The 19,460-nt window shown below is 70.6% G+C and carries 15 protein-coding genes, 1 tRNA gene and 1 pseudogene; 6 read left to right on the top strand and 11 right to left on the bottom strand.

The window, feature by feature from the left end:
- Positions 1 to 2 precede the first annotated feature (2 nt).
- Positions 3 to 76: transfer RNA gene (locus AC5P09_RS43730), tRNA-Pro, on the top strand.
- A gap of 582 nt (positions 77 to 658) precedes the next feature.
- Positions 659 to 2,848, top strand: coding sequence for a catalase/peroxidase HPI (gene katG, locus AC5P09_RS43725; RefSeq protein ID WP_493879258.1), 2,190 nt, complete (start codon positions 659 to 661; stop codon positions 2,846 to 2,848).
- Between the two features lie 211 nt (positions 2,849 to 3,059).
- On the opposite strand, the gene AC5P09_RS43720 is transcribed toward katG, so the two are convergent.
- Positions 3,060 to 3,452: a VOC family protein gene (locus AC5P09_RS43720; protein ID WP_307672177.1), complete on the bottom strand. Its 393-nt coding sequence runs from the start codon at positions 3,450 to 3,452 to the stop codon at positions 3,060 to 3,062.
- 123 nt (positions 3,453 to 3,575) lie between these two features.
- Between AC5P09_RS43720 and AC5P09_RS43715 the strand changes: the two genes are divergently transcribed.
- Positions 3,576 to 3,731: a hypothetical protein gene (locus AC5P09_RS43715; RefSeq protein WP_493879254.1), complete on the top strand. Its 156-nt coding sequence runs from the start codon at positions 3,576 to 3,578 to the stop codon at positions 3,729 to 3,731.
- A 43-nt stretch (positions 3,732 to 3,774) separates the two neighbouring features.
- On the opposite strand, the gene AC5P09_RS43710 is transcribed toward AC5P09_RS43715, so the two are convergent.
- The 5 genes and pseudogenes from AC5P09_RS43710 to AC5P09_RS43690 all read right to left on the bottom strand — a co-directional run bounded on the left by AC5P09_RS43710 (position 3,775) and on the right by AC5P09_RS43690 (position 9,786).
- Positions 3,775 to 4,107 (bottom strand): WD40 repeat domain-containing protein, encoded by a 333-nt coding sequence (locus tag AC5P09_RS43710; RefSeq protein WP_493879257.1) that lies wholly within the window; start codon positions 4,105 to 4,107, stop codon positions 3,775 to 3,777.
- Between the two features lie 215 nt (positions 4,108 to 4,322).
- Positions 4,323 to 4,997 (bottom strand): WD40 repeat domain-containing protein, encoded by a 675-nt coding sequence (locus AC5P09_RS43705; RefSeq protein ID WP_493879253.1) that lies wholly within the window; start codon positions 4,995 to 4,997, stop codon positions 4,323 to 4,325.
- Positions 4,998 to 5,019: 22 nt separating this feature from the next.
- Positions 5,020 to 6,390, bottom strand: a complete 1,371-nt coding sequence (locus tag AC5P09_RS43700) for a WD40 repeat domain-containing protein (RefSeq protein WP_493879252.1) — start codon at positions 6,388 to 6,390, stop codon at positions 5,020 to 5,022.
- Between the two features lie 666 nt (positions 6,391 to 7,056).
- Positions 7,057 to 7,693: pseudogene (locus tag AC5P09_RS43695) on the bottom strand (MSCRAMM family protein); the annotation flags it as partial.
- A gap of 107 nt (positions 7,694 to 7,800) precedes the next feature.
- Positions 7,801 to 9,786: a TerD family protein gene (locus AC5P09_RS43690; RefSeq protein WP_493879256.1), complete on the bottom strand. Its 1,986-nt coding sequence runs from the start codon at positions 9,784 to 9,786 to the stop codon at positions 7,801 to 7,803.
- A 636-nt stretch (positions 9,787 to 10,422) separates the two neighbouring features.
- Here AC5P09_RS43690 and AC5P09_RS43685 point away from each other — a divergent pair.
- Positions 10,423 to 12,252, top strand: coding sequence for an ABC transporter ATP-binding protein (locus tag AC5P09_RS43685; RefSeq protein ID WP_493879251.1), 1,830 nt, complete (start codon positions 10,423 to 10,425; stop codon positions 12,250 to 12,252).
- A 49-nt stretch (positions 12,253 to 12,301) separates the two neighbouring features.
- Here the strand turns inward: AC5P09_RS43685 and AC5P09_RS43680 are convergent, their stop codons facing one another.
- Positions 12,302 to 13,882 carry an AbgT family transporter gene (locus AC5P09_RS43680; protein ID WP_493879250.1) on the bottom strand — a complete coding sequence of 527 codons (1,581 nt, stop codon included), beginning with the start codon at positions 13,880 to 13,882 and terminating at the stop codon, positions 12,302 to 12,304.
- A complete protein-coding gene (locus AC5P09_RS43675) occupies positions 13,882 to 15,171 on the bottom strand; it encodes a metal-dependent hydrolase family protein (RefSeq protein WP_493879249.1) in 1,290 nt (429 codons plus the stop codon). Before AC5P09_RS43675 ends, AC5P09_RS43680 begins: the two co-directional genes overlap by 1 nt.
- A 116-nt stretch (positions 15,172 to 15,287) precedes the next feature.
- Here AC5P09_RS43675 and AC5P09_RS43670 point away from each other — a divergent pair, with 116 nt between their 5' ends.
- Together AC5P09_RS43670 and AC5P09_RS43665 are read left to right on the top strand one after the other, a co-directional pair.
- A complete protein-coding gene (locus AC5P09_RS43670) occupies positions 15,288 to 16,403 on the top strand; it encodes an Lrp/AsnC family transcriptional regulator (RefSeq protein ID WP_493879248.1) in 1,116 nt (371 codons plus the stop codon).
- A gap of 190 nt (positions 16,404 to 16,593) precedes the next feature.
- Positions 16,594 to 16,926 (top strand): DUF2218 domain-containing protein, encoded by a 333-nt coding sequence (locus AC5P09_RS43665; RefSeq protein WP_493879247.1) that lies wholly within the window; start codon positions 16,594 to 16,596, stop codon positions 16,924 to 16,926.
- Between the two features lie 521 nt (positions 16,927 to 17,447).
- Here AC5P09_RS43665 and AC5P09_RS43660 read toward each other — a convergent pair.
- The 3 genes from AC5P09_RS43660 to AC5P09_RS43650 are packed head-to-tail and all read right to left on the bottom strand — an operon-like array spanning position 17,448 to position 19,460.
- A complete protein-coding gene (locus AC5P09_RS43660; protein WP_493879246.1) occupies positions 17,448 to 17,663 on the bottom strand; it encodes an FAD-dependent oxidoreductase in 216 nt (71 codons plus the stop codon).
- A gap of 51 nt (positions 17,664 to 17,714) precedes the next feature.
- A complete protein-coding gene (locus tag AC5P09_RS43655; protein WP_266450475.1) occupies positions 17,715 to 18,251 on the bottom strand; it encodes an NUDIX hydrolase family protein in 537 nt (178 codons plus the stop codon).
- A 33-nt stretch (positions 18,252 to 18,284) separates the two neighbouring features.
- Positions 18,285 to 19,460 (bottom strand): amidohydrolase family protein, encoded by a 1,176-nt coding sequence (locus AC5P09_RS43650; RefSeq protein ID WP_493879245.1) that lies wholly within the window; start codon positions 19,458 to 19,460, stop codon positions 18,285 to 18,287.

Below are 19,460 nucleotides of genomic sequence, written 5' to 3'. Positions count from 1 at the left end.
ACCGGGACGTGGCGCAGCTTGGTAGCGCACTTGACTGGGGGTCAAGGGGTCGCAGGTTCAAATCCTGTCGTCCCGACGGTGTGAAGGGTCTTCGCAGGCGAGAGCCTGTGAGGGCCCTTTTCGTATGGGTCGTTTCCGATCTTCGAGGTTGAGCACGCCGCTCATTCGTAGGGTCCGGATCTTGGTCAGCCGCGGCCGACCACCGCACCGTTTGCCCCCGACCGGCGTCGGCGGGGCCACTTCTCCGTTACCTGGGGGCGGGCACGGGCCGGATGGGTGAGCGGCAGCCTCGGGGTCGGTCGCCTCCGAGTCGGCGCTCGGCCGTGCGAGCCGTGATGACTCTGGGCAGCATCGACGTAAGGCCGGCCCCCCGGGGTGGCTACGGGCACAGGTCCGCGGTGAACAACACCCCGGCTGTATGGCCGAACTCGCCGGTGCGCCGCGCCGTCTGCTCCACGAGCGTGAGGTCAGGCGCCTGGCCCCGTCGGCTCGGAAATCGACTTCCAAGCAGGAAAGAAGCCTTTGCTCACACGTTTGTCATGCGGGGGTGCTCTGCGTGTTTCGTGGCGGTGCCGTCTGCGGTGCGCGACCATACGGACGCCGACATCACATTCATCGGCATGGTGCGTGGAATCACCGAGACAGAAAGAAGGACGACGTGTCCGGTAGCGAAAGCGAGAACCCGGCAATCGCCTCCCCGACCCCCACGCCGACTCGGCCCAGGACGAACCGGGACTGGTGGCCGAATCAGCTGGACCTTCAAATTCTCCACCAACACTCGTCCCGCTCCAATCCGATGGACGAGAACTTCGACTACGCGAGAGAGTTCGCGACCCTCGACCTCGACGCGCTGAAGCAGGACGTCTTCCAGGCGATGACGACGTCACAGGACTGGTGGCCTGCCGACTACGGCCACTACGGGCCGCTCTTCATCCGGATGAGTTGGCACGCCGCGGGCACGTACCGTGTCGCCGACGGCCGGGGCGGTGGCGGCAGCGGCGCTCAGCGCTTCGCCCCCCTCAACAGTTGGCCGGACAACGCGAGCCTCGACAAAGCGCGCCGTTTGCTGTGGCCGGTCAAGCAGAAGTACGGCCAGAAAATCTCCTGGGCCGACCTTCTGGTCTTCGCCGGTAACTGTGCCATGGAATCAATGGGATTCAAGACGTTCGGGTTCGGATTCGGGCGAGAGGACATCTGGGAACCCGAGGAGATCTTCTGGGGGCCCGAGGACATCTGGCTCGGAGATGAGCGCTACAGCGGCGACAGGGAACTCGCCGCTCCCTTCGGTGCCGTGCAGATGGGACTGATCTACGTCAATCCGGAGGGGCCCAACGGCAACCCGGATCCGATGGCCGCCGCCCGGGACGTTCGCGAGACATTCGGGCGCATGGCGATGAACGACGAGGAGACGGTCGCGCTCATCGTAGGCGGCCACACGTTCGGCAAGTGCCATGGTGCGGTCGATCCCGCGTACATCAGCCAGGAACCCGAGGCCGCACCCATCGAGCAGCAGGGCCTCGGCTGGCGGAACACGTACGGCAGTGGCAAGGGCGCCGACGCGCTCACCAGTGGGCTCGAGGGCGCATGGACCTCCGAGCCGACCAGGTGGGACAACGGCTACCTGGACAACCTGTTCAGGTACGAATGGGAGCTGACGACGAGCCCCGCCGGTGCCAAGCAGTGGACTCCCACGGATCCTTCGGCCAAGGGCACGGTGCCCGATGCTCATGATCCGTCGAGGAGGCACGCTCCCATGATGCTGACGACGGACCTCGCGCTGAAGCTGGATCCGATCTACGGCCCGATCTCGAAGAGCTTCCACGAGAATCCGGGCAAGCTCGCGGAAGCCTTCGCCAAGGCGTGGTACAAGCTGTTGCACCGCGACATGGGACCCGTCACGCGCTACCTCGGCCCGTGGGTTCCCGAGCCGCAGCTGTGGCAGGACCCCGTCCCCGAGGTCGATCACCAACTCGTCGTGGAGGAGGACATCGCTGCTCTCAAGAGCAGGATCGTCGCCTCGGGGCTGTCCGTCTCCCAGCTGGTCACCACCGCTTGGGCGTCCGCGGCGAGCTTCCGCGGCACCGACAAGCGTGGCGGGGCCAACGGGGCACGGATTCGCCTCGCGCCGCAACGGGACTGGGAGGTCAACCACCTGCCCGAGGTGGCCGAGGTGCTGCAGAAGCTGGAGCGGATTCAGCAGGACTTCAACGTCTCACATGCCGGCGGCACGAGGGTCTCGCTCGCCGACCTGATCGTCCTCGGCGGGTGCGCGGCCGTCGAGCAAGCCGCGAAGAACGCCGGTCACGACATCACCGTCCCGTTCGCACCGGGGCGCACGGACGCCTCTCAGGAACAGACCGACGTGGAGTCGTTCGCCGTGCTCGAACCCAGGGCCGACGGATTCCGGAACTACGTCCGCGCGGGAGAGAAGTTGTCGCCGGAGACACTCCTGCTGGACCGCGCCAACCTGTTGACGCTGACCGCCCCCGAGATGACGGTGCTGATCGGCGGCATGCGGATCCTGAAAACCGGCTACAAGCGATCCTCACACGGCGTCTTCACTCACCGGCCGGAGACACTGACCAATGACTTCTTCGTCAACCTGCTCGACATGGGCACGGAGTGGAAGGCGTCGACTTCGGACGAGAACGTGTTCGAAGGCCGGGATCGCGCCACAGGCGAGCTCAAGTGGACCGCTACCGCGGTCGACCTCATCTTCGGTTCAGACTCCCAGCTTCGAGCCGTCTCGGAGGTCTACGCGTCCCAGGACGCGGGACACAAGTTCGTGCGTGACTTCGTGGCCGCGTGGGACAAGGTAATGAACCTCGATCGGTTCGACCTCTCCTGACCCCCCGATGTCCCGGCCGGGGCGGTGACGCTGATCGCTCAGAGTTCCCGCAGCGTTTCCACGGTGGGCACGCGCGCTCCACCCCCGGCACGCGTGCCCGCCGTCCAAAGCGCCACTCGAACCACAGCGGCTCTGCGGCATCGTGGGGTACCCGACCTGTTCCCGCAGCCGGAGAGAGACATCCGAGCTATGCCGGACCGGGCCCCGATCGTCAATGCTCCTGGAGCACGGAGAGAACGTTCCCGGCGGGGTCGGTGAACCAGGCGATCGCCGCAGGGCCGCCGTCACCGACGCGGACCACGCCCTTCCCGTCATGGTCGAATCCGGGATAGCGCTCGAGGCTCACGCCGCGCCGCTCCAGTTCATCGACGGCGGCCTCGATGTCGTCCACGGGGAAGTTGAGAATCGTGAACGTTGCGGGGGTGTGGGTCTCCTTCGGGTAAACGAAGACACGCGCGCCGCTGCCGAGTGTGAGGGTCAGCATCGCCATGTCTCCCTGCCCGGTCTCCTCCACCTGGAGACCGAGAGTCTCACCGTAGAACCGGCGGGCCTCGCCAAGGTCGTCGACCGCGAAGCCGCTGAACGCCTGCGACTGTCCGAACATGCTGTATGTCTCCTTCACGGGTGAGCCGTCACAAGATCTCAGGGCACACCACACGCACCACGGCCAACGGCACGCCACGCGGTCGACGCCCGGATGGTCGTGCGCCTTCACCCTCACCAAGCGATGGCCGGCCGCCGCCTGTGCTCCGCCGACGGACAGTCACCGGAGCCGATCACCATCGACCCCGCACAGACCGCACCGGGATTCGGCCTCCCCGCCACCGTCACCATGCTGCCCATCGCGGAAGTCCGCCAAGGCGAACAGGAGGAGGCTCAATGATCGCGGACATGCTCAGCTGGAGACGGCTACGGCACGGTCTCTGCTACTCCAAGCGCCACAGCTGGATCGTGCGGTCCTGGAAGCCGACGGTGGCCAGGGTGCGGCCGTCGGGACTGAAGGCGAGTTGGCTGATCGCCTCCACGGGGGCCTCCAGGATGGCCCGGCCTTCGTGGGTGGCCGCGCTCCGGACACGAAAGCCCGCGTAGTCGGCGGTGAGGACGCTCTTGCCGTCCGTGCTGTAGGCGAGGCCGGTGACGGAGCCGATGTGCCCGGTGAGCGGTCTGCCGTTCTCCTTGCCGGTGGCTGCGTCGAAGAAGAACACCTCTGTCGAGTCGTTCGCGACAGCCAGCGTCCCGCTGTCGGGACTGAACGCCATGGCCTGGACGCCGCCGAAGAAGTCGTACGCCGCCTGCGCACGCTGCTTGCGGGTGCTCAGGTCCCACAGCCGTACCCCTTCCGACCCGGACTCGTCGACGCCGGCGACCGTTCTCCCGTCCGGGCTGAACACCAGCGTCCCGACGGAGTCCCACGACAGGGGTTCACCGTCCTCCTTGCGGGTGGCCGCGTCGTAGAGTTGGATCCCCGGGTCCCCTATGTCTCCGTGGGTGGCCAGGGTCCTGCCGTCCGGGCTGAAGGCGACCCCGGGGAAGGCGGCGCCCTCCACATCGTCGGTCTTGGTGATCTGCCGGCCCCGCGGACGCAGCGTGTCCGCGTCCCAGAACTGCACCCGGTCCCCGCCAGCGTCCGGCCGTCCGGGCTGAAGGCCAGGCTCTCGAAGAAGACCACCCCGGAGTACAGGGGTTTTGCCCGCTCCTTGCCGGTGGCCACATCCCACAGCCGCACGTCCCCGTCACTGGAGGCCAGGGAGGTGCCGTCCGGGCTGAAGCGGAAGGTGACGATCTCACCCTCGTGCCCCTTGAGCGTCGCCAGCAGGCGCAGCCTGGGCTTGGCGGGGATGGCGACGGGCGGGGGTGTGCGGAGGGGGGTGGGCGTGCCCGGTCCGGTGCGCGCGGTTCGCTTCCGGTCGTCGCCCTTGCTTCCGTCGTTCCCGTCGCTGAGGAGCGCGATGCCGGTGGGGGCGGCGACGGCGGTGGCCGCGACGGCCGCGCCCGCGCCGATGAGCAGGCGCCGGCGGGAGGGCGACGGCGGGTCCGGCTCGGTCACTTCTCGGCGGAGGCATTCGCGTTCGGTCAGCAGCCGGTCGCGTTCGTTCCGGAGCCGGTCGAGATCCTCGGCCCGTGCATCCGTGGTCTCTTGCTCGTCCATGTCCGCTCCCATAGTGCCGCGCCTACTCGATCCGCCAGAGACTGAGCGATGCGTCTGCGTTTTCGGCTGCCAGGGTCACTCCGTCGGGCGCGAAAGCCGTGGCCGAGCTCGGCCAGACGGGTTCTAGTGGCTCGGCGCGTTCCCGGTGCGTGGCCGCGTCCCAGAAACGCATCCTGGGGGTTTCGTAGGCGCCGACCGTCGTGACGGTCCTGCCGTCCCCGCTGTACGCGAGCGCGTTGATGCCCCAGTTGTCGTGGCGCAGCGGCTTGCCGCGCTCGGCGCCGGTGGCCACGTCCCAGAACCGTAGGACGCTCGGAACTCCCGAGTCCGAGGCCCCTCCCGAGGCCGAGGCCAGCGTCCGGCCGTCCGAGCTGAACACCATGCCGGTGACGCCGCCTTCATGGCTCAGCGGCCGGCCCAGCGGCCTGCGCGACGCCACGTCCCACAACCGTACTGTCCCCTCGTACACCTCGCTGCTGACGGCAAGGGTCTTGCCGTCCGGGCTGAACACGAGTCCGGTGACCTCGCCTTCGTGGCCGGTGAGCGCCCCGCCCAGCTGCCTGCGCGAGGCCATGTGCCACAGACGGACCTCGCCGACGGCCGGTCCCTCGGTGGGGTCGCCCTCGCCCATTCCGCCCGTGGCCAGGGTCCTGCCGTCGGGGCTGAGGGCGACGACGTTGAACATGCCGTGGCTGTACGACAGGGTCAGCGGCGTGCCACTCGGGCGCCTGGATGGAATGTGCCAGAACTCCGCTCTGTCCCCGCCGCCAGTGACGAGCGTCGTCCCGTCCGGGGTGACCGCCGCGGACAGGAAGATGACGTAGGGCGAGGTCAGCGGGGCGCCGAGGGGCTTGCGGGAAGCGACGTCCCACAGCCGCAGGTTCCCCACGTCGGCCTCGCTGGAGACCAGAGTCCGCCCGTCCGGGCTGAACCACAGCCCCTTGACGCCGCCGGTGTGGCCCTTGAGTGTTCCGAGGCGGCGGAGCCTGGGTCGGGCGGGGATGCCCGCCGGGGGACGGGAAGGGGCAGGCACCGGGGCACGGGAACGGGCAGGGGCGACGCCCTTCGGGGCTTCGCCATCGCCGCGGGCGAGGAGGGCGGCACCGGCCCCGCCCGCGACGACCACCGCAGCGCCCCCGGCGACGAGGAGGCCGCGGCGGGAGACGCCGCGCCCCGGACCGGGCGACGATCCCGGGGACGGGCGGACGACGGGTGCGCCGTCCGCCCCGGCTTCCGTTCCCCCGGGCGCGGGGCCGATGCCGCTTGGTCGTCGTCCCTCTGCCCGGAGCCTGAGCCGCGCCACCTCCTCGCGGAGGCCGTCGACCTCGGCCTGCATCTGCTCGCCCGCTGACGGGTCGTCCTCCCCCGGCGGGTGTGCCGTCCGCTCGCCCATGTCGCCACTCTTCCCGTGAAGCCGACACGGCCGTGTACACGCCCGTAGTCGTCCCGGCGACGGTAGCCGCGGCCGGTCGGGACCGGTCCCCAGACGTGGGCACCTTCGGGTTGTCCCTCCGCCTTTCGCCTCCGCCAAGCCGGACGAGGCCACCCTCCGCGCAGCCGCTCAGGACGTTCTCGCCGTCCTGGCAGCCGCCCAGGGCACGCTCGCCGAGGCTCGCTCGCGCTCGGCGTCCCGCTGAGCGGCCGTGGTCCCGCCGGTCGGGCAGGCCGGACGGCGAGGGGCACAGGGGCTGCGGCACATCTCCCTGCCCTGCGGCAGGCCCGGCCACGGAGAGACGCCTGAGGAGGCCACCGGCGGCAACGGCGCTGTGGCCACGCAGGGGCGGGCCGTGTCCTGTCCTGTCCCCGCGCCTTCTGGCCCTCTGCCGGGTGCTCGGAACGGACGATCGGGCGAGGTCGACGGGCCCAGGGGGTGCGTGGTGTCTCCGCTGCGGGACTGTGTCGCCCCGGCCTGGCACAGCCGACGACCTGTCGTGGTGGGTCCCGGGTCCCGGACCGGTGGCGGCAGGCCGTCCAACTGCCGTTACCGACCACCGGGTGCGGGGTGCTTCACCGCCGGGCCGGGCGCGCTTCCGTTCGTGGCGCGTCCGGCCCGGTGTCTGTCACTGGCTCGGGTGAGCTCGATGTCGTGGCCGTCCACGCCGGAACCGTCACGGTCACATGGGTGGACTTCGGCGGGTAGCCGCCGCGACCGTGTACTCGCCGCCGTCCAGGTCGGTGAAGGCATAGTTGCCGTCCTCGCCGGTGGTCGCGGTGGCCACCACGTTGCCGGCCCCGTCGATGAGCGTGACCCGCGCGTCGTTCAGCGGCCGGCCCGCGGCTTGGACCACGCCCTGCACCTGCAGCCCGGAGAACAGTTCGACCTCGGTCCTGGTGACGCCCTGCGCGGCAATCTCGACGGGCAGCGCGATCGGCCGGTAGCCGACCGCGGTCACCGCGAGGGTCAGCTGGCCGGGCACCAACTCGGCGAAGCTGAAGGTGCCGTCCGTGTCGGTCAGCCCGGCGGCGAGCACGTCGCCGCGCACGTCGGCCGCGACCACCATGGCGCCGACGACCGGCTGCTTGTGGTCGGCCGACCTGACCGTGCCGACCAGGCCGCTGGTGCCGGACAGGAGGATGTCGTACGAGACCGGCTCGTCGCCGACCGCCACCGTGGAAGCCTGTGGCTGGTAGCCCTCGGCGGAGGCGATGAGCACGTAGCTTCCCGCGCCCGGCGCGTCCACCGTGTACGAACCGTCCTGGTGGTCGCGGCAAGTGCTTCTCACCAGTCCGGAGCGGCACGAGCCGCGGTAGGGGCGGTAGCCCCCACCGCGGGTCAGCCGACTATGAAGGTGCCATCCGAAAGCTACTCACGGCGCGCCGGACGCCGTTCCAGATGAGTGATCACGCTGGAGTGGAACCGGTCCACGGCGTCATCGATGCTGCGGATGAAGCCGGACTCGGCGTTGCCCCGCGTGCTGCCCATGCCCTTGAGGAGTGAGAGCCGGAACCCGGTGATCGGGGAGCCGTCCTTCGGCAGAAGGTCGCCCGGCTCGGGGCGCAGCTTCTCCAGGGTGCCCCGGGGTCCGCCGCCCTGGTTCGCGACGAGGGTCTCGACATGCAGATCGGCAGGGGCTTCACCGAGCTGGCGCACCAGGCGCTTGGCCCAGCTGAGGGGGTACCCCTGCTCGGGGGCCGGGATGTCAATGGACGTACGCAGCTTGCTGGTGCGCAGGTCGGCAGTGATCGCAAGGATGCCGACCGTGCTGTCCATGCGGATCTCGGCGTGCAGGCGGCCGTCTTCGCACAGGCCGTCGGCGAGCGCGGCCCGGCGCGATTGCGGATCGGAGCCCCGCTTGGTGCGCTGGACGGGCAGCACCTTTACTCCGGCCTCGCCACCGAGGCGTAGGCAGACCTGGCGGATGAGGCGTTCCCAGCTCTCGACGACCTCCAGTGCGCGCCCGTCGCCCTGGCACAAGGTCTCCGAGTCGATGCCATTGCGCACCGGAACCCAGGCCGGGCCCATGTTCTGGAAGCCGTGGCAGCCGGAGTTCTCGTGCTGGAGGTAGTGCAGGAGTTCCTGGAGGAGCCACGCGTGGGCGGCGTTGCCGACGCCTTCGTGGCGGATGAGCATCTGTGCTTGGTAGGTGACCTCGGCCCAGGAAAGGTGCCACAGGGCGACCTTGTTCTTCCGTCGGCCGTCGATCTTGACGCTGACCAGCGGACTGCCTTCCAAGGCGACATCGTTGGACAGTGTGATGACAGCCTCGTAGCCACGTTTGGCCGCGATGTCCATGTAGTCCTGGACCTGCTCCCCCTTGAGCGGGTTGCCGTTGGTCTTCGCCTCGACGAGGGCTGTCCACAGCTTGCCGGCGCGCTCGACCCGGAGGACGCCGTCCGGGCGCTTCGGGGTGTCGCCGTGGGGGAGTGAGACCTCCGTGAACGTCTCCATCCGGCCGGCTGGAGCGCCGAAGGAGGCGGTGAGGCGGCGCCCGAACTCCGGCACCTGGGCCATCACCGACAGAAGGATGGAGGTCGCTCGGACCTCGCGCTCATGGTCGCTCTTGAGCGATGAAGCAGGGAACAGTCGAGCCATCCGCCATGCGTCGTTCTCGGCGAGAGACTTCTTGGCCGCCTTGGGCAGGATCACCTTCTTCTTGGCAGTACGCGGTCGTCGGGCCGGAAGGGGAACCTCTGGCGCCACGACGGGAACGGGGGCAGGCGCCTCCGGCGCGTGCGGGGCCGCGTCGGCGGCAACGCGCGGCTCCGGCACTTGCGGGGTGGTCTCCGATGCCGGCTGCTCGTCCGACTCCTCGGCGTCGTCGACATCTATGCCGAAGTCGGTCGCCAGCCCGGCCAGCCCGGTCTCGTAACCCTGCCCGACGGCACGGAACTTCCACTCTTCACTGCGCCGGTACAACTCACCGAAGAGGAACGCGCTCTCCACGGTCGCGTCCGTGATGGAGAACCTGATGATGCTCTCGCCGGCACTGTCGGCGAGCGCCACCCTCAGGTCGTCCAGATCGCCGAACCGCGCGCCCCCGTAGCGGCTGGCCGCCACGACGATGCGCTCGACATCGCTGGGCATCGCCGCCAGATCGAGGTTGATGCGGTCCTCGCTGCCGCTATCCGTCGGCGTCTTCCCGAGCAGCTGCACGGTTCCGTCGGGGCTGGCCTGGTTGTTGTAGAAGAAGAAGTCCTCTTGGCTGCGGACTTTGCCGTTGGCGTCGAGTAGCAGCACAGAGACGTCCGCGTCTCCGTCCCCCTCTGCGCTCGTCCAACTCAGACTGACGATCACGGATCCTATGTCTGGACTCAGGCTGGGCAGGCTGACGTTCGCGCCCTTGATCATCTCTTGCATGGATCTCCCCCCTTGGAGTCCTCGTGACACTGCGGAACGTCCACGGGCGGGGACTTCGCACGGAAGGTGGCCTGTACCCGGGCAGTTCTCGCTCGCTGCGCGGGGGGCATTGGCTCCGGCCACCCGAACGTGCCTGGATATTAACGGCGGTTTCCTGTCAGTCGTCAGCGATTCGGCAAATACCGGTCGTCAAAGGCGCTGGTAGTGGCCGCGGGCCCGGATGCGGACAGGTGAGTAACGACGCTCATGGACCACCCAACCGGGGGTCAAGGGGTCCCAGGTTCAAATCCTGTCGTCCCGACGGTGTTCATCCAGCGGGTCTGCCGACAGTGGCAGGCCCGCTGGATGCGTTTGCGGCACGCGTTGTCGCGACATGACGACCGATGCGCGGGCCCTGTCGGCAGCGGTGACGGCGTGGCGGGCGCTCGCCGGCCCTCGGCCCGCGCCTCCGTGCGCCTGCCGCCGGCCGAGAAAAACGCCTGGATTCCCCGGGCACCGTCACGGGACACTGCGATTCCTGGCCTCCCCGTACTCGCACGTCGGTGTCGACGTCGGCGCGAGCCGCGCGGGGGCCCAGTCGTCGCGCCCCGCGTTCGGCGGGCCGGCGCACGACAACACGGGGTGGGGATGGGAACGCCTGAATCGCGCGAGGTTCCGCCGCGCAGGGGCTCGGTGCTCCTCGCACTTCGTTACTACGGACGGGAGCTGGCCCGGCTCCGGTGGCTGACGGTGCCCGCGATGCTGCTGTCGGCGCTGGGCAACATCGGCCTCAACTACGTCGCGCCGCTGGTCGTCGCGAAGCTCGTCGGCCGCATCGCCGACGACGCGGGAATCGCCATCGGCTCGACGCTGCCCTACGTCCTCGGCTTCGCCGGCGTCCTGCTGCTCGCGGAGGCGCTGTGGCGGGTCGGCGTGCACTGCCTGAACCGGCTCGACGCCCTCGGCATCGAGCATCTGTACGTGATCGGCATGGACGAGCTGTTCGCCAAGGACGCGGCGTTCTTCCACGACAACTTCGCGGGGTCGCTGACGAAGCGGGTCCTGAGCTTCGCCTCCCGTTTCGAGCAGTTCGTCGACACTCTGACGTTCTCGGTTGTGGGGAGTTTCGTACCGCTGCTGTTCGGGTCGGTGGTGCTGTGGCGCTACGAACCGCTGCTCGTGGTCGGTCTCCTGGCGATGATCGCACTGACCGCGCTGTGCGTGGCACCCCTCATCCGGCGCCGCCAGGCACTCGTCGACCAGCGCGAGGCGGCGATCGCCCGGGTGTCGGGCCACGTCGCCGACAGCCTGATGAACATGGACACGGTCCGGGCGTTCGCCGCGGAGGAACGCGAGGCCGCCGAGCACCGGTCCCGCGTCGCGGAGTCGCGACGCCTCTCGCTGAGGTCGTGGGACTACGGCAACCTGCGCATCGACACGTTCATCGCGCCGATGTCCATCCTCACCAACGCACTGGGCCTGCTGCTCGCGGTCGCGCTCGGCGGGGGCAGGCTCGGCGTGGAGGCGGTCGTGGTCGCCTTCACGTACTACACCAACGCGACGCGGATCATGTTCGAGTTCAACCAGATCTACCGTCGCCTGGAGAGCTCCATGACGGAGGCCGCGCAGTTCACCGAACTGCTGCTGACGCCGCCGACCGTGCTCGACCCGGCGGTGCCGGAGCCGCTGCTGCCCGGGGCCGCCGACGTCCGTTTCGAGCGGGTGACCTTCGCCCACGCGGGCTCGGAGCCGCTCTTCGAGGGCCTCGACCTGACCGTGCCCAGCGGGACGAAGATCGGTCTCGTCGGCCGGTCCGGCGGCGGCAAGACCACGCTCAGCCGGCTGCTGCTGCGGATGACGGACATCGAGGGCGGCCGGATCCTCATCGGGGGCCAGGACATCAGCAGGCTGCGCCAGACCGACCTGCGCGGCATGATCGCCTACGTGCCGCAGGACCCGGCCATGTTCCACCGCACGCTGCGGGACAACATCGCGTTCGCCCGGCCGGACGCCACCGACGCCGAAATCCGCCGCGCGGCCGAGGCGGCGCACGTCACGGAGTTCGCCGACGCCCTGCCCGACGGCTTCGACACCATGGTGGGCGAGCGCGGCGTCAAGCTGTCCGGCGGACAGCGGCAGCGGGTCGCTCTCGCCAGGGCGATCCTGCGCGACGCGCCGATCCTGCTGCTCGACGAGGCGACCAGCGCCCTGGACTCGGAGAGCGAGATCCTCGTCCAGGAGGCGCTGTGGCGGCTCATGGAGGGGCGGACGGCGCTCGTGGTGGCGCACCGGCTGAGCACGGTCGCCACCATGGACCAACTCGTCGTCCTCGACCGCGGACGGATCATCGAGCAGGGCACGCACCACGAACTGCTCGCGTCGGGCGGCGCCTACGCGAAACTGTGGCAGCACCAGTCGGGCGGCTTCCTCGACGACAGCTCCGCCGAGGACAGCCCCGCGCGGGCCGACCTGCACTGAACGCGAGCCCGGTGGGCGTGGCCCCGGCGCCTGCCGACAACCCCGACCCTCACTTCAGGCCGATGTGCGCCCCGGGCCCCAGCGGCAGGTCGAAGCCGTAGAAGATCCCCAGGATCGCCAGCCACACCACCAGGAACGGCACGACGAAGATCGACAGCCGGGCGATGAGCGTGCCCAGCCGTGCCTCGGGCTCGTACCGTCGCAGCAGCGCGAGCAGCAGGAAGACGTACGGATTCATCGGCGTGATGATGCCGGTGGCCGAGTCGCCGATGCGGAAGGCGGCCTGGCTGAGGGCCGGGCTCATGCCGAGCAGCATGAACGCCGGGACGAACACCGGACCGACCAGCGACCACAGGGCGGACCCGGACACGATGAAGAGGTTGAGGCAGGCCGCCAGCAGGACGAAGGCGACGAGCGCCCAGAAGCCGGTCAGGCCGATGGCGTCCAGTCCGGCCGCAGCCTTCACGGCGAGCAGGATGCCCACGTTGGACCAGTTGAACAGGGCGATGACCTGGGCGGCGACGAACATCAGGACGATGTAGCCGGACATGTTCCGCACCGAGTCGGACATGGCGGTGACCACGCCCTCCGAACCGGTCAGCGCCTTGACGGTGAACCCGTAGGTGAGCCCGGCCAGCAGGAACGCGCCGAACAGCACCGGGACGATGCCGGTGAGCAGGGGAGAGGGGACGAGTGCGCCGCCCTCGCCGCGCAGCGGGGCACCCTCGGGCAGCCACAGGGACAGGACCGCGCCCGTGTAGAGGAGGACGACCAGGGCCGTGAGCAGCAGGCCGCGCCGCTGGACCGGAGTGAGGGTGAGGTCCTGCTCCTCGGGCTCGTCGGCCGAGGCCGCGGCGGCGTCGTACGGGCTCAGGCGGGGTTCGAGGACGCGGCTGATCAGGAAGCCGCCCAGCAGGCCGAGGACGAGGCTGCTGGACGCGGTGAAGAAGTAGTTGACGAGCAGGTTGAGGTCGAGGTCCTGGGCGGCCGGGAGCACCGAGGCGGCCTGCTGGGTGATGCCGATGTAGAGGGCGTCGAGGGAACCGATGGTGAAGCCGGCGGCGTAGCCCGCGCCGACGCAGGCGAAGCCGCCGATCAGACCGGCCACGGGATGGCGACTTGCGCTCTTGAAGACCACGGCCGCCAGCGGCGGCAGCACGATGGAGGCGACGTCGCTGACCATGTGCGCCTGACAGGCGATCAGCGCCACCAGGTACGGCAGCGCCGCGCGCGGTGCGCGGGCCAGCGTGGCCCGCATGACGGTCTCCAGGAGGCCGGCCTTCTCCGCGACCCCCACCGCCATGATCATGAGCAGTACGGCGGCGATGGGCGGGAACGTGGCGAAGTTGGTGACCATGTTCTCCGCCAGCCAGCGCACGCCCTCGCCGGTGAACAGGCCGGTGACGGCCTTGGTCTCGTCGGTGCCGGGAACGGTGACCTGCACGTCGGCGAGCGCCAGCGCGGTGGAGACGACGGCCAGGATCACGAAGAGGGCGGTGAACAGGACGATCGGGTTCGGCAGCGCGTTGCCCACCCGTTCGATGAGGGAGAGCGCGCGGTCGACGCGGCCGGGGCGACGTGTGTGCGGGGACTTGCTGTCGGGGGCCGGGAGGTCGGTGAGCGAGGACATCAGGGGCGCCTTCCGGTATCGGCGGCCGACGGCAGGAGGTCTTTGCGTACGACGCCGTCCTGGACGACGCAGACGATGTTCGCGGGGTCGCCGAGGACGCCGATGTCCTGGAGGGGGTCTCCGTCGCAGACGACGAGGTCGGCGGTGCGGCCGGCCGCCAGGGTGCCCAACCGGTCGGCGAGGCCGAGGAGTTCGGCGGAGGTGCGGGTCCCGGCGACGATCGCCGCCATGGGGTCCATGCCCAGGTCCACCAGATAGCCGAGCTCCATCAGGTTCACGCCGTGCGGACCGACGGCGGCGTCGGTGCCGAGCGCGATCCGGGCGCCGAACTCGATGGCCCGGGCGATGTTCTCCTTGGTGGTGCCGGACCAGCGGACCTTCTTCTGGTAGTGGTAGTCCGCCATCGTCTCCTTGTTGATGCCCGCGTACACGGTGGACAGCGTCGGTACGACGAACACGCCCCGCTCGCCCGCCATGTCCAACGCCCGCTCGTCCAGGCCGTATCCGTGCTCGATGCTGGTGACGCCGCCGCGGATCGCGTTGAGGATGCCCGCGTTGCCCTGGGCGTGGGCGGCCACCGGCTTCCCGCCGTGCCGGCGGGCCTCGTCCACGACGGCGCGGATCTCCTCCTCCAACAGGCCCTCGTCGTCCGGGTCGTCGTAGGGGCTGCCCATGCCGCCCGTGGCACAGACCTTCACCAGGTCCGCGCCGTCGCGCAGCACCCGGCGCACCGCGAGCCGGGCCGCGTCGGTGTCGTCGGCGATCTCCGACATCCCGGCGCTCAGGTCGGTGCCGTCGGGCAGCCGGACGTCGGCGTGGCCGCCGGTGTGGCTGATGATCCGTACGGCCGTGTGCAGCCGCGGACCGACGATCCGGCCGGACGCGACGGCCGTACGGAAGCCCGCCGAAAGCCCGCCCAGGTCACGGGCGGTGGTGATGCCGGCGTCGAGGGTCTGCCGCAGTCGGGTGGCCGTGTCCAGGGTGACCAGGACCGGGTCCAGCTCGGCGCGGCGGCCGGGCGGCGAGCCGTGCGCGTAGGCGAGATGGACGTGACAGTCGAAGAAGCCGGGCAGTACGGTGCGGCCACCGGCGTCGACGACCCGGACCGAGGAGTCGTCCTCGGTGACCGGGGGCGCCGTCGCGGCGGGACCGGCGTAGGTGATGGTGCCCTGGGCATCGATGGTGACGACGGCGTCGTCCACGGGGGACGAGCCGGTGCCGTCGATCAGCCGGGCACGGTGGACCCGTAGAGCGGTCCGGGTGGTCTCGGGCGTGGTGGCTTCCGTCATGGGGCGCGGTCGCTCCTTTGTTGTCGGCAACTGGCGAAGGGGAGTGTGGGGTGCGCAGGAAAACCCGATGTGACGATGCAGTTTTCGGGCCGGAATCCCCGGACGCGCGCAGAGAAGTGCCACCCGAGGGCGCGCAGGATAGTGCCGCGGAGGACACCGGTGAGGAGGGCGCCGCCCTCGAACTCGACGAACTCGACCGGGGTGTCGTGCAGGCCCTGCAGATCCATCCCAGAGCCCCGTGGACGCTCGTCGGCGAGGTGCTCGGGGTCAACCCGGTCACCGCCGCGCGGCGCTGGCACCGGCTTCAGGAGGCGGGCCTGGCCTGGGTGACCGCCTACCCCCGGCTGGACAACTCGCGGATCGTGGTGAGCGGTGTGATCGAGGTGGACACCGAGCCGGGCGTCGCCGAGGACGTGGCGCAGGCCCTCGCCGCGGACCCGGCGGTGCTGAACATCAAGCTCACCGCGGGCGGACGGGACCTGGTGGCCGCCGTACAGGCCCGCAGCCTCGACGAGTTGGCCCGCCTCACCACGCAGCTGTTCCAGCGCACACCGGGCATACGGGCGACCCGGACCCATGTGTCGACCGGCGTCCCCACCGAGGGCAGCCGATGGCGGCTGCGGAGCCTGGACGCGGCACAGAGCGCGCATATCGAGGCGGCCGCCCCCTCGCCCGCTCTGCCCGCGCCCGCCGCCGAGGCCCGCTGGGACGACCTGGACGCGGGCCTGCTGGAACTGTTGAGCACGGACGGGCGCATGTCGCTGCGCGAGTTGTCGGCACGGACCGACACCAGCCTCACGACCGTGCGCCGCAGACTCCAGTCCCTGCTCGCCGCCCGGCTGAGCCTGCGCTGCGACCTGGCCCGGCCGCTGTCGGGATGGCCGCTGTCCGCCGTGTACTTCGCCTCGGTGCCGGGCCGGTTCGTGGCGGAGACCAGCCGGGTGCTGGCCGGGGTGCGCGAGGTCCGCTCCTGTGCGATCACCGCGGGGCCGTACAACCTGGTCGTCGACGTCTGGCTGCGCGACCTGCACGACGTGCACGCCTTCGAGGCCCACCTCTCACGCAAGCTGCCGCGCCTGACCGTCGCCGACCGCTCCGTCGTGCTGCGCACGGTCAAGCACATGGGGCGGCTGCTGGACCACGACGGCCGCAGCGTCGGAGTCGTACCGCTCCGGCACCCGCAGGGACCTCGGTCCGTCACTGCGGGGCCCGTTGCCGGTTCGGCACTCTAAGGGGAGCGCTGCCTCAGGACGCCGGTCCGGTCGCCAACTCCCCTGGGTCAAGCCGGCCTCAAGCGTGGTGTGAGTGACGCGGAAGGCATCCATACTTTGCGGCGTGTGACGCCTGGGAAGGTGCGTGTTCCGCGCGCCGCTCCGGCACCATCGAGACGTTCGCCGCACACCGCGATCCCCGGAGTACGCCATGCCCCGTTCCGAAGCCCGCGTCGTCACCGACCGACCGCAGCGCTACGCCAAGCAACTCGCCTCCCACCTCGGCCGCCGCAGTCGGACCAGCTGGGACGAGAAGACCGGCGAGGGCCGCCTGCTCTTCCAGAACGGCACCGGAGCGCTCACCGCCGTCGACGGCGCCCTGCTGCTCTCCGTGGAGTCGGAGGCCGAACACCTCGACCTGCTCGAAGACGTCGTCGGCCGTCACCTGGTCCGCTTCGGCACCAAGGACGAGCTGGTCGTCGAGTGGCGACGCGACACGGGCGAGCCCGGCACCACCCAGCGCAGGACCGAAGATCCGGAGTGAGCCCGCGCGTCAGTCCGCGCCGCACGCCAACCGGCAGCGGCGCGGTTCGGCCGCCGTTTCCCCGGTGACGAGCTCCGCCGCGACCAGCCGCCCGACAGTGGGCGCCAATGTGACGGCTGAGCCGCCCGCTGGTACGGCAGTCCAGCACCCGGCAGCCGTCGGCGTCCCGGAACGCCGCTGTCCCGCACTCACTTCCCGCACCTCGAAATCCGGCGTGGCGACAATGCCCCGGACCAGTCCGGGCGGTGCCGCGAGCCGCACCAGACAGGCGGGGAGACGGTGACCGGCACCTCGAAATCCGGCGTGGCGACAAATCCCCGGACCGGTCCGGGCGGTGCCGCGAGCCGCACCAGACAGGCGGGGGAGACGGTGACCGGCACCTCGACGCCCAGTGGTCCGGCCGGCCCCACGACCTCGGTACCCGCGGCCAGTACCACCACCGACGTGGGATGAGAACCGACGGAGGAAGCCACCCCCACCACCCGCCCGCCGACGATCGCCGGCGATTCGACGGCCGCCCCTCAGACCCCCCTTGCACCCGCCAGCCCTCCCGTGACCGCCACGGGATCGGACCCACGCAGGTCCCGCGCGCCGCCCGGCCAGGCCAGTCCCCGCCGCACCCGCCGAATCCACGCGAAGGATCCACCGGTCACGCCCGTGGCGGGGGCCGGCCCCCGCTCGAGCAGGGGCACCGAGGCCCCGCGGCGAGCCAGGTGGCAGGCGATCGACGAACCCACGATCCCCGCACCGACGACCAACCACGACCGGCAGTGCCGCCGTCGGACCGCTCAGACCGAGCAGCCCACGTGCGCCAGCGCCTGCTTCAGCAGCACCCCGTGCCCGCCCGGCATCTCGCTCTGCATCGCGGGCGACAGGGCGTCCTGCGGGCTGAACCAGACCAGGTCGAGGGCGTCCTGACGGGGGCGGCAGTCGCCGCTGACCGGGACGACGTAGGCGAGGGACACCGCGTGCTGACGGGGGTCGTGGTACGGCGTGATGCCCTGGGTGGGGAAGTACTCGGCGACGGTGAAGGGCTGCAGGGAGGCCGGGACCCGGGGCAGCGCCATCGGGCCGAGGTCCTTCTCCAGGTTGCGCAGCAGGGCGTCGCGGACCCGTTCGTGGTGCAGGACGCGGCCGGAGACCAGAGTCCGGCTGACCGTTCCGTCGGACCCGATGCGCAGCAGCAGGCCGACGCTGGTGACTTCGCCGCTGTCGTCGACGCGCACGGGCACCGCCTCGACGTACAGGATCGGCATCCGGGCGCGCGCCATCTCGAGCTCGTCGGAAGTGAGCCAGCCGGGCGTGGTATCGGTCATGTCAGACATTGCTTGATCATACTTTCCGGGAATCGCGAACGCTCAGTCGCTGTGGCGGTCGGTGCTGGGCGGGTGGGGATCGGTGTCGGTCGGGGGCAGTCCGTAGAGGCGGCGGGCGTTGCCGCCGCCCGTCCACGCCGCGATCCGCAGCGCGTCCGGCAGACTCAGCTCGTCGGCGTCCACCCGCTCCTGGAGCAGGCCGGCCAGGCCCTGCCGGAAGGCCAGCGCGCCGAGGTGGTAGAACTCCGCCACACCGTACGCGTCGGAGCTGTACAGCAGTTTGCGGAACGGCGTGATCTCCGTCGCCTCCGCCAGGACCGCCCCGGCCCGGGCGGGACCGACGTGGTGCAGGGTGAGCCCCACATCGAGGTACACCTGTTCGAACACCGCCGACAGATAGGCCGCCTGGCGCTGGTAGGGCCAGCAGTGCAGCAGGAGCACCGGGATGGTGCCGGCGGTCAGGTGCAGCCAGTCCGTCAGGTGGGTGGGATCCACCCGGTGCAGCCGGATGTCCGCGTCCCCGAAGCCGGTGTGCAGCTGGAGGGGCAGTCCCAGGTCCACGGCGGTCCACAGCAGCTGCCGTACGAGGACCCGATCGGCCAGCCGGCCGCCGCCCTCGGCGAGCCAGCGCCGGGCCGCATCGCTGACGTCCGCGTCCGAGGGCCTCGCCGGATCCAGGTCGAAGCCGGTGCGGTAGGCGGCGACGGACTTCACCGCCACCACACCGGGCCGCCGTACGGCCTCCAGCGCGGCAGCGCGAAACGTTTCCGCGTACGCGTCGGGCTCGACCCCGCCCGCCGCCACCGCCTCGGCGACGGCCTCCAGCCGTACCACCTCGTACGCCCGGCCGCCCGCGGCCTTCGCCAGCTCCCGCGGCGTGGTGAGCCGGTCCGGGGTGAACCCGGTGTCGACGCAGAACACCTCGGTGCCCGCGGCGGCGAGGAACCGGCGGTTCACCTCGCGCGCGCCGAGCTCGGCCCGCCGGGCGAGGTACTCCTCGGCGGGCGCGTGGCGCGGCAGGTCCAGCAGGGGAGCGCAGTGGCGGCGGACGGCCACGCCGACCGGACTGTCGAACGGCGAGATCCCCGGCCACGCCTCGCCCTCGGTGAGCAGCGACTCGAAGCCGGCCCGGTCGAGGTCGGCGGTGACGACGCCGTGGCAGTGGTGGTCCACGAGCCGTAGGGCGTCGAGTGTTTCGTGCACGGGACCCGCGCCCAT

Source organism: Streptomyces sp. a15, assembly GCF_059026085.1.
This window is presented reverse-complemented; position numbering and strand designations above follow the sequence as displayed.